General features: G+C 53.5%; 3 protein-coding genes. 2 read left to right on the forward strand and 1 reads right to left on the reverse strand.

Annotated features, from left to right (window positions below; genetic code table 11):
- The first annotated feature begins 288 nt into the window (after positions 1 to 288).
- Together ABJZ52_RS15495 and ABJZ52_RS15500 are read left to right on the forward strand one after the other, a co-directional pair.
- Entirely contained in the window at positions 289 to 864 is a 576-nt protein-coding gene (locus ABJZ52_RS15495) for a cytochrome b (RefSeq protein ID WP_348190043.1), read from the forward strand.
- 450 nt (positions 865 to 1,314) lie between these two features.
- Positions 1,315 to 1,551, forward strand: coding sequence for a hypothetical protein (locus ABJZ52_RS15500; protein WP_348190045.1), 237 nt, complete (start codon positions 1,315 to 1,317; stop codon positions 1,549 to 1,551).
- Between the two features lie 211 nt (positions 1,552 to 1,762).
- Here the strand turns inward: ABJZ52_RS15500 and ABJZ52_RS15505 are convergent, their stop codons facing one another.
- Complete coding sequence (locus ABJZ52_RS15505; protein WP_348190047.1) at positions 1,763 to 1,960, reverse strand: transposase; 198 nt, start codon at positions 1,958 to 1,960, stop codon at positions 1,763 to 1,765.
- Positions 1,961 to 2,121 lie beyond the last annotated feature (161 nt).

Here is a 2,121-nt window from a genome sequence, read left to right on the forward strand (position 1 = left end):
GGATCGTATTGTCACCGCCGCAAAGCCTCAAGCGCGACTTTCGCCTTAAACGCGTCCGAAAAATTCCGGCGTTTCGCCATTCTCGTATCCCTTCAAATCAGTGGGATACACCTTAGAAACCTGTTCGGATTTCCGGGAGCATTTCAGTGGTGCCCGGGTAGACGACCAATCGGATTGCGGCAACAATGCCTAGCTTGTCTTGACTGAGACAAAAGTTTCCGACAGAAATGACTATTAAACGTGCAGAATGAACGTATTCACGACTGCGTGTATCCAATGAGTAGCGATATGCATAAATCGATCGAAGCAAAATTACCTGTCAGCATGACAAGTCTTGTTCAGACCATGATACGTGTTGAACACTATCCAGCAACATCACGCATTCTTCATTGGTCGATAGCAATACTCGTGCTTGCAACATGGCCTCTCGGCTTTGTAATCCATCTTGTCAAAGGTGATACTCAACCGATTTTTTATGCTTTGCATGAAGGCTTCGGTTTTCTCGTGATCTGGCTTATGCTGATACGTGTTGGCAACAAGCTCCTGACACGCAGCCCCCAAACGGGAGGGCCAAGGCTTGAGAGGATGGCCGCTCACACTGTTCACGGACTTCTTTACCTGTTCTTGATCCTTCAGCCTGTCAGCGGTTTCCTAGCAACGAATGCGCACGGCTTTCCCCTTAAGTGGTTTGGTCTCGTTGATATCTGGAGCCCGATAGGAAAAAGTCCGGATATTGCGTGGACCCTTTCCGCGATGCACACGTGGTGCGGGTGGATCCTTTTAGGACTGTTTGCAGTGCATATCGGTGCCGTCTTGATGCATCATGTTATCAAGCGGGATGACACGCTTTATAGAATTCTATAAGAGCTTGATGCAGAAATTGTTAATTGATATCAAGGGATTGCTATTAAATCGTCTTTGTCGAGAAGATGGAGGATCAGATGCCCAGATATGATATCACTCGCAACAGCATAACCAGGACGCTCTGCGTTAACCAAGCGATTTGGGTCGAGTGAGCCGCATGTTCGCCTGACACAGTGCCGTACTGATGGCAGCTGCATTGTTTTGATCATTCTTTTGATGCCGGGCGAAAGGTGTGACGAATTGCGGGGCGATGATCCGACCCGGGTGACCGGGACTGTCCGATATTTTGTGCTGTGACGTCATTGATCAGGTCATTGGGAAGCGGTCTTCGAACATGATCGCGAGCTGAGATCTGACAGCGTGCCATTCGCGGGCCGATCGCTTCCACTCGTTTGATGTCGCATTGAGCGCCAGATAGATCAATTTCGCTGCGGCGTCGTCGCTTGGGAAGTGGCAACACGTTCTGACGGCGCTCCGGATTTTCGAGTTCAAGGCATCAATGGCATTCGTGGTGTAGATCAGCTTGCGCACCTCAGGCGGGTAATCGAGAAACGGGATGACCTCGTTCCAGGCCCGCCGCCAACTCGGCGCGATTGCCGGATACCGCTTGGCCAGTTCGCTGCCCTCGAACTCTGCCAGGACCAGCTCGGCGACGTCAGCATCAACCGCCGTGTAGACCGCCTTTAGGGCGACTGCGAAGGCATTGCGGTCTATGTAGCTGGCGAAAGTTCATGGAATGGAGTAGCAGGTGGATAATGCAGGTCTGCCCCGGGTCTGAGGGAACGTCGCCTCGATGGCCTGTGGGAAGCCCTTCAGCCCGTCGACGATGGCGATCAGGATGTCCTGGACGCCCCGGTTGCGCAGGTCGCTGAGTACCTTGGTCCAGGACTTCGTGCCTTCATTGGCCCGGAACGTCCCGAGTACCGTCGGGCAGCACCGCAAGGGCCACGAAGACCGCCTTGCTCGAGACCGCCCCGTCGCTGCGGATATTGACCGGGATCGCGTCCATGAAGACGATCGGGTAGCAGGGCTCCAGAGGACGGATCTGCCAGGCGGCGACCTCCTCCATGACCGCGTCGGTGATTGCTGAAATCAAGCATCGGCGATGCCTAAGTTTGCGTTCTGAGGAGGTTGTTCATCCGGATTGAAAGCCTGAAGGTGTTTGCGACCAAACATTCACCGAAAGGTTTCAAGGATGAACAACCCACACAAGAATGCCCGAACGACGCCTCTGGGTCGAGCGGAGATGATCCGCCG

The sequence above is a fragment of the Roseibium sp. genome (genome assembly GCF_039982295.1).
Taxonomy (GTDB): Bacteria; Pseudomonadota; Alphaproteobacteria; order Rhizobiales; family Stappiaceae; genus Roseibium.